The following is a 7480-nucleotide window of genomic DNA, read 5'->3' as shown; positions in this document are numbered from 1 at the left end:
TTAAAAATGATGTCACCGCGAGAGTATCGAGCTCTTAAAGTGGCAAGTTAAACTGTCCGTTTTAGCGGGGGCAACTACAGGTTCAGTGTTTAAACGAGCTGATGGAAGTCAGTGGGGAATAAATCTAAGTATTTACCCGAGGAAAACGAGAGGCAGCGATAGTGTTCTTTTGTCTCAAGCCCCAATTCTAGTCAGAAAAAACGTTATTAACCCCACGGGCCCATTTCGGAGACAAGGTTCTGAGATAGAGTTCACAGTCGATAACTTACAAAAGTGGGAAGTAAGCAATCTGGAAGACAGCCCTGCGAAAGAGCGAGATTTGCCAAAGGAGCGGAAGTCTCGTTGTTTCGTTAAAACCTTACCTGATGGCATGACAGTGTATTTACCGCAGTTTGAACTAGCCAGGTCGTTATTTTTTCATAACGCTTACTTCTCTCGTGCGTGTATGGAGCACGGAATATTGCAGAATGAGTTTTCAGTAGAACATGATGTGAATAATTCAGAGCATGCCGTCATTACTGTGCTCCCAAATAGTACCTGCCCCGATAACGTATTTTCAGATCCCGGTTACCGGCGTTACTTAGCTTGGCTTCTCTTAGATAACGATGCTCGGCTCTCCTACGAAAGTATCAGTAAGGCGCAGCTAGAGTCTGGCTTTAACCGAGGCTCATACAGGATTTGGAACTTTGAGTTTGAGCCTCCTCCCCTTCAAGGAGTTAATTTAAAAGTTCGCGGAAATTTAGATACAGAGACTAATACCTTGTTGGTTTATGAAATTACTGAATTAACAGGTATTCCGACAGGTGTGCCTAGTGACGTTGAGTTCTTTAGTCCCAAATTCTATGTTCCTGAGCTGAGTGGTGGAAGGGGTGACCGTGCTGGAGATTACCGACCGCCTAATCATGAAGTAGATGAGGATCAAGACTCCAGTGGTGAAAATGATCCGGTGCAAATTGATGGAGTCAAAACGAAAGTTGAATTTGCAAAGGCGGTAAATACTCATAAAACGGCAAGAAAAAGGAAAAAAGTTGGTTCCAGCGGCAGCTCTGAGGGAGGCGAAGCATCCAGTCTAGTTAGTACAGAAGAGCAATCTCCAATTGGGGATTTACCCAGTGCTGAATGGGACGGGCTAGATGAAGCTACAGATGATATGCATTTGTACGCAAGTAAGTTCGAAAGTTTTTCAAAAATGCTCGATTTACTAGCTACTAATCATCAATGCAAAGTAGAGATTATGGCTTTCAGAAAGCTGCCATCTGTCGGTCGCTGCAAAATGCACCTAATGTGGGATGATGATTCTACGCCAAGGTGCTGGATGTTGGTCAGGGTGACTGTCAGTGGTAATCAATTCTACCTTATGGAGGTTGATACCTCGGATGCTGCAAAGTCATTATCAACAAGAGTGGTTATGGCTTCTTCAGCGAAAGCAGTAATTGAACGATTATCCGAGATTGAGATAAAGCTACTTAAAAAGTCTTTGAGTTGGCCAAAGGATTATTTTGATAGTGAATTTGGTATGAAGGGTCACTTTTTTATAGTACATCAAGCTTCAGATAAAGCTGGTGTGATACGTCAAGAAAACATAGAACGCTGGGCTAGCAATGTTAATCGAAACTTAGTTATCAGATTCAGGTAATAAGCATCGGTTCGCTAAAATAAAATTAATTTTTATCGGCGCCCCAGTTTATTTTTCCCATGACGGGCTCGTTTTAGTTGAGCTTTTTTAATAGCCCAAGAACGTTTGCTACAGCTTCAAGATCTTCGTTTCTCAAGCGAGCAAGTTGAGCAGCGATCTTATAAATTTTTTCCTCCTCATTTATTTTGGTAGGAGATTCTTCAAAAAAGCTGATATTAGCATTCTCGCATAGCCTCCTAGCGATAGCGCTTCTACCAGTGAACTCACCATTGTAAATTCGGCTAATCCAACTTTGTTTAGTGTTAAATCGTTCAGCCAACTCTTGCTGTGATACGCCAACGGACTCGTAGTGCGCCTTTAATCTGGCCCCTAACGTTTTGGCTGAACGAGTATTTTTCACAATTTGGCCTTTTTTTATACGTATAAAATGCTATATTTATACGTATACTATTATCAGAAAACTAGGACTTGATCAATGTTCGATGTTGGTAGGGATGTCGACCTATTTATTCAAAAGCAAGATCCCAAAGCGCCGTTAAGCACGGCGCAAGGGGTTAAGGAAGTTCCGTTTCAACGATGGTTTAATTTTAAAGAAGCTTTTTCGCCTAGATTTGTTGTTGATGCGATTTCAAAGGCGCCAATCAAAGTTGAAAGTATACTTGATCCTTTCGGTGGTTCAGGAACCACAGCTCTTACATCACAGTTGTTAGGAATCTCTCCTACTACAATTGAAGTTAACCCGTTTATAGCTGATCTGATAAAAAGTAAATTACAAAAATATAATCTCGACAGGCTAATCAGTGACTGGCTATCTGTAGTAAAAGCTGCCGACACACTTAAGCCCGATTTGGGCGAATTATATGCTAAAGGTCCGAAGACACTTTATAGAAAAAAGGGAATTGAACGCTGGCTTTATGAAGCGGAAGTTCTAGAAAGAATAGGCCAGTACAAAATCGCTATAGATCAGATAACTGATGATGCAAACAAATGTCTTTTTAGAGTTTTACTGGGGTCTATTCTTGTACCTCTTAGTAACGTTGTTATTAGTGGTAAGGGTCGACGTTATAGAAAAAACTGGCAAAATAGAAATATCGAACGAAAAGATGTCGATGTGTTGCTCGAGAAGAAATTCAATGACGCAATATTTGATGTATCGAAGTACTCAGAGCGAAGGGAGTACCGCTATAATCTTTTAACCGGCGATTCGAGAACTAAGATTAAAGAGGTTGAAAGCAGCGACCTAGTACTTTTCTCTCCTCCTTATCCAAACACTTTCGACTATACCGATATCTACAATATTGAGCTGTGGGTTCTAGGGTATTTAAATACTCCTGAGGAAAATAAAACCCTTAGGCTTAGTACCTTTCGTTCCCATGTACAAACAAAGTTTGAAATTATTCCCCCGCCCCAATCTGAAACTCTCTGTGAAACGTTAGGGAGACTTGATAATGTTCGCGAAAAATTGTGGAGCAAAAATATACCTAGCATGGTAGGTTCTTACTTCAGAGATATCGAGACTATACTCGCTGAGTCCACTAGGGTTTTACCAAGTGGTGGAATGGTCGGAATGGTTATCGGAGATAGCCGGTATGCCGGCGTCAGAATTGATACAGCGCGGATTACAAAAGAAATCTCACAAAACTTAGGACTGACGTTTAAAGAAGAAGAAAAAATTAGAGTTATGAAGTCCAGCGCACAGCAAGGTTGGTCTAATGATTTGGACGAAACGGCTCTCTACTTCATAAAGGAATAAGAAGGAACTAGGTTTGATTAAATTTCCTGTACTAAGACAAATTAAAATCGAAGATTACCAGCTCTATAAGAATGAAAAAAATGAGAGCTTAGATCATAACTTCGATGGTGGAGTACATCTTGTAGTTGGTATAAATGGGCTAGGGAAAACTACTTTACTAAACGCTATATACAGATTAATGGTCGGCCCAAAAGACCCGCCCAAAGATGGTGAGAGAACTCTTGGTAGTAGTAAAAACGAATTAACTAAGTGGAGAAGGAGAAAGTTCTTCTCTAACCGAGTAAAGGATGGTGCACTAAATGCGACTGTTGAGGGAGTTATCGAGTTTGGAAATAGCAAAATCCAAATTAAAAGAAAACTTTCCAATTTGGATGTTCTCTCTTTATCTGTTGATGGAGTTAGCATTGATTCAAGCCAAGAAGCCTACGAGGAAAAAGTAGAGGAACTCTCGGGTCTTCCATCGTTCGTTGACTTTTTTTCCGTCGTTAAATTTTTGGTATTTTTCCTTGAGGATCGATCAGACTTGATATGGGATCAAACATCTCAGTTCGAAATGTTCAGAATACTTTTTTTTGATAAAGAGTCCGCGAAGGCCGCAGCCAAGTACCGGGATGAAGCGAGAAGTGCTGATAGTAGATATCGAAACCTTAAAGCATCAGTTAACAAGATTAAAGATCAACTTGATGATTTGGTTTCTGATGAAACTGATATCAATCGTAAGGAATATGCTTCCTCACTAGCTCGTTTAAGCGGAGTAGATGAGAGGCTTAGAGAGTTAGAAGATGAACTTTCGGAAAATAGTTATGAAATTACTAGTACAAAATTAAAAATAGCGCAATCTAGACGAGACTTTGACGAATATAAGTATGGACTGGAAGAGTCGCAGCACAATTTACTTTCTAAGTATTTTCCAGACCTTGATGAAACAGTAAAAATGCTGTTGAGTAATCTATCTTCAGGGGGCGGGTGTTTTGTTTGTGGAAGTAAATCTAACGACTCCGAACGTATAATTGATGAAGCTGTTCGTAATAAATGCTGTCCAGTTTGCCATTCAAATGAACAGACGCAGGAGTCAACTGAAAAATTTGTAAGCAATGCAGAGAGAGCAGAAGCTGAGATTGAAAGAATGCGACAAAAGTCACTCCAATGTTTGTCCGACTATGAAAGTCAAAAAGAAATTCTTGAGCAATTGTACGATAAGCAAAGCAAACTTTTAGAGCTTGTAAAGTCAGTATCTGACGAACGCGTAGCTTGCTACAGAAAGGTAGCTGCTATTGAAAAAACACTGCCAAACGAAGATTCAGATACTGAGGAATTGTCAAAACAACTGACAAGCTGGCAAGGTATGCTAAGGAATTATGAAGATCTTCGAAAAGAGAACACGTCAGCCTACAGTAAGGCGATAGAGCACCAAACCAACCATTTGTATAAGAAACTCGAGCTATTGAAGTCAAAATTTGAGCACTATTGCTCAAAGCTTCTTGCTGAAACAGTTAAGTTAAAGCTAGAGCATCATGAAGGTCCTCTAGGTGAGGGCGGGAAAGAAAAAGTTCGAGTTCCATTCTTCCGAGTGAAGATGACATCCGGTGTTCATACAGAAAGCCCACAATTAAGAGAGTCAGAAGAACAAGTATCCGAGTCCCAAAGAGAATTTATAGATTTAGCTTTTAGATTGTCATTGTTTGATGTGGTAACCGAGACGGAAGGCTCACCTGCAATGATTGTTATGGAAACTCCCGAGGCTAGCCTTGATAGTATTTTCATGCATGAAATTAGTAGGCTTTTTCGAACATTTGGTCAAAAACAGGAAGGCCGAAATGTTTTTATTGCTTCAACCAATCTAAACCAAAGCTCTATGATATCGAGTTTGCTTGGAGTCGGATATGAACCCGGTCACGTTGAACAGAACCGCCGCCAGCGGCTATTGGGAGCACCCGGAGATCCGGATGGAGAGGAACCTGTTCTATACCCAATTGAGGCGGAAAACCGAGAAAAACATATCATAAATTTGCTCCAGCTATCTGCTCCTAATGCTGCGTTGGTGAACTATCGTAGTTATTATGAGCAACTATTCAATGAAGCTGTTTATCAAAGTGTCGATTCTGGAGGTGGTAGTTCGTGAATAATGACGTATTTCTAGCCAGCCGGATGTGGTTATTAACTCTTCTTGAGAGCGCTGAACGCAATGCTATTGCTCCTATTCAAATGGAGCAGCTTCACCGATATATTTATCTTGCTAACGTCTTAAGTCCTGTCTGCGAATTAGTAATGCCAGATTCATATACCTTGAAACATATGCGTGGGCCTTATTTTCCAAGGGCGCAGTGGGACATAGGTAGGCTCGCGTTGCAGAGTAAAGTTGAGGCACGAAACTTCAAGCCGTTTAGCGATGAATATGGATTTTGGCTGTCAGCTGACTTTCGCATTACAAAAGAAGGCATCAACCTTGTGGAAACATTGAGTAAGAGCGATTACTTTAGCGAGCAGGCAAGCTATCTGAGAGAATTTATGTCAGCTTGTTCCTCAATTGAGCAGAAAAAAATAGAAGCTATAACTCAATTTGATTTCCATTACGCAGCGGCCGCGAATGGAGAGGGAGTAAGGTTTTCTGATATGGATGATAATGTAAGTAAGAAAGCTGCCGTTTTAATGTTTCCTACTGACAGGCTATATACTCCCTCAGAAGGAATACACAGATATATTAGTTACTTGAATGAAGCTGCAAGCTCTTAAGGAATGAGAGATGAGCCAGTCAGTTTTAAAGTTAGATGAAGATATTTTAAAAAAAGTCCAATCGCATGTACCTGAGAATAGCTCCCCTTTTCAACAAGGAGGAGAAGAAGAGGAATATAGGTTCACCACTTTTCTTTTGGACTACTTTCAAAAAAGAAAAGCAGTAAGAACACTGCCAGCCTCGGGAATTTCATATTTCATTTATATACCTCCTCAGTTAGCACGAAAGGTAGAAAACTTGGGGAGTAGCGTTTTAAGTCTGCGAAGGGATAAAAGTCGTGACTTATCAGGAAAAATATTTCTATGTCTAGACTCCGCCCTTAATAAAAATAGAGTCATTTCATTTGAAAATAGTGATAATCAGAGAGATGTTTTAGAGGAAAAATTTCAAGAGATTAAAGAATTATTAGGTGATTTTGAGTTATTAAATGCTGTTGTTGATTTTAATATTCGGTCGATGTCGATTTTCTTAACTGAGTCGCCAGTTGATCCAACGTCTGAATATGAAATACTAATAGACATCGGAAGGAGCCAAGAGCAGTTTTCGAGAGAAAAACTAACTAGCTTTTCATACGACTTTCATGAAACCGAGACAAAGCTGCCTGGTTGTGGATTAATGATTTGGAAAGTTCAGGGAGACTACACGCTTACCGATCACGCCGAAGATAGAATTGCGCGTAGATTTACTTTTAATCTAGTAAAGATACTGGGAAAAGATGGTGTATCTCAGGAAGCACGTGGATCTCATGGGCGATCTGATTTAATAATTCATTCACACGCAATGGTACCTGAGCATGGGCCATGCGTATTAGAGTTTAAGGTACTTCGCCACGGAAATAGCGACGATGCGTGTGAGAAGTGGCTGAGTGAAGGACTTGAGCAGGTAATAGATTATGGTAGCGATCGAGCTGCAAAAAGTCATTATTTGATGGTGTATGATGGGAGAAAACGCCTTGGAGAACTTGACTTAATTCGAGAGAAATCGCGTGAGCAAGGTGTTACTTACCTCCACTTTGAAATGTATAATACTCCAAGTGGAGAAAGAAAAACTAAGCTGAAAAAGTGATAAAAATTAGATTTTAGTGTTGAGAGTAGTCTAACTAAGTTATGCTTTCTTGCCGGCATTTCATCACATCGAGATGGATTACAATCCAACTCCATGCCATACAAAAAATGACAGAATGTCACCGAACAACTTAGATCTTGAATATTTTAGGCGGGTAGAAGGGTCTAGAAAAATCAGGCCTTACCAGTTCGCTACTACAGTTTTTGACGGCGGAATCTGGAGAGAGAAGTTAGACTTATGATAGAGAAAGAGGTATTCGAATTGTAAATATCCCATTTATAACACAGTCATC

The 7480-nt window shown here is 40.2% G+C and carries 6 protein-coding genes; 5 read left to right on the top strand and 1 reads right to left on the bottom strand.

Annotated features, from left to right (window positions below; all coding sequences use genetic code 11):
• Positions 1-460: 460 nt before the first annotated feature.
• Entirely contained in the window at positions 461-1636 is a 1176-nt protein-coding gene (locus A10D4_RS13050) for a Tn7-like element transposition protein TnsE (protein ID WP_237738554.1), read from the top strand.
• A gap of 73 nt (positions 1637-1709) precedes the next feature.
• On the opposite strand, the gene A10D4_RS13045 is transcribed toward A10D4_RS13050, so the two are convergent.
• A complete protein-coding gene (locus tag A10D4_RS13045; RefSeq protein ID WP_008490066.1) occupies positions 1710-2036 on the bottom strand; it encodes a helix-turn-helix domain-containing protein in 327 nt (108 codons plus the stop codon).
• A 75-nt stretch (positions 2037-2111) separates the two neighbouring features.
• On the opposite strand from A10D4_RS13045, the gene A10D4_RS13040 reads away from it, so the two are divergent.
• The 4 genes from A10D4_RS13040 to A10D4_RS13025 are packed head-to-tail and all read left to right on the top strand — an operon-like array spanning position 2112 to position 7188.
• Entirely contained in the window at positions 2112-3389 is a 1278-nt protein-coding gene (locus A10D4_RS13040) for a hypothetical protein (protein ID WP_008490065.1), read from the top strand.
• A 13-nt stretch (positions 3390-3402) separates the two neighbouring features.
• Positions 3403-5511, top strand: coding sequence for an AAA family ATPase (locus A10D4_RS13035; protein ID WP_008490064.1), 2109 nt, complete (start codon positions 3403-3405; stop codon positions 5509-5511).
• Positions 5508-6122, top strand: a complete 615-nt coding sequence (locus A10D4_RS13030; RefSeq protein WP_008490063.1) for a hypothetical protein — start codon at positions 5508-5510, stop codon at positions 6120-6122. Before A10D4_RS13035 ends, A10D4_RS13030 begins: the two co-directional genes overlap by 4 nt.
• Before the next feature lie 10 nt (positions 6123-6132).
• A complete protein-coding gene (locus A10D4_RS13025; protein WP_008490062.1) occupies positions 6133-7188 on the top strand; it encodes a hypothetical protein in 1056 nt (351 codons plus the stop codon).
• Positions 7189-7480: the final 292 nt, after the last annotated feature.

The organism is Idiomarina xiamenensis 10-D-4 (genome assembly GCF_000299895.1).
Classification (GTDB): Bacteria; Pseudomonadota; Gammaproteobacteria; order Enterobacterales; family Alteromonadaceae; genus Idiomarina; species Idiomarina xiamenensis.
This window is presented reverse-complemented; position numbering and strand designations above follow the sequence as displayed.

What these genes read in the sequence shown, in the direction of transcription:
- A10D4_RS13040 (WP_008490065.1), top strand. Translation starts at nt 2,112, where the DNA reads ATGTTCGATGTTGGTAGGGATGTCGACCTATTTATTCAAAAGCAAGAT.
- A10D4_RS13025 (WP_008490062.1), top strand. Translation starts at nt 6,133, where the DNA reads ATGAGCCAGTCAGTTTTAAAGTTAGATGAAGATATTTTAAAAAAAGTC.